The organism is Flavobacterium sp. UBA4854 (genome assembly GCF_002399805.1).
GTDB lineage: Bacteria > Bacteroidota > Bacteroidia > Flavobacteriales > Flavobacteriaceae > Flavobacterium > Flavobacterium ginsengisoli.
Genome location: NZ_DHEI01000073.1, coordinates 9,346 through 9,838, shown reverse-complemented (window position 1 = coordinate 9,838; position 493 = coordinate 9,346). Strand labels below are relative to the sequence as shown.

The 493-nt window shown below is 29.6% G+C and carries 1 pseudogene; it reads right to left on the bottom strand.

Annotated elements, in window-relative coordinates:
• A pseudogene (locus B3J44_RS10510) lies at positions 1-493 on the bottom strand (hypothetical protein); the annotation flags it as partial.

The window sequence follows — 493 nt, the reverse complement described above, 5'->3', positions numbered from 1 at the left end:
TTTTTTTTTTTTTGTTCTTTCTTTTTTTTTTTTTTTTTTTTTTATTTTTTTTTAAATATAAAAAAATTGGTTTTTCGCTCATTAATTCGTTTACTTCTTCAGCAACTTCTTCGATAACATCTTCATTTGTATGATTAGTTAATACTTTATCGATAAGCGCTACGATAGTTTCCATATCTTTTTCAACTAAACCACGAGTTGTGATTGCAGCTGTTCCAACACGAATTCCAGAAGTGATAAATGGAGATTTATCGTCAAAAGGAACCATGTTTTTATTTACTGTAATTTCAGCTTTTACTAATGCATTTTCAGCTTCTTTACCAGAGATACCTTTGTTTCTTAAGTCAATAAGCATCATATGGTTATCAGTTCCGCCAGAGATAATGTTATAACCTCTTTTTACGAAAGCATCAGCCATTGCATTTGCATTCTTTTTTAATTGCATTGCATAAGTAAAGAAATCATCTTTTAATGCTTCACCAAAAGCAACCGC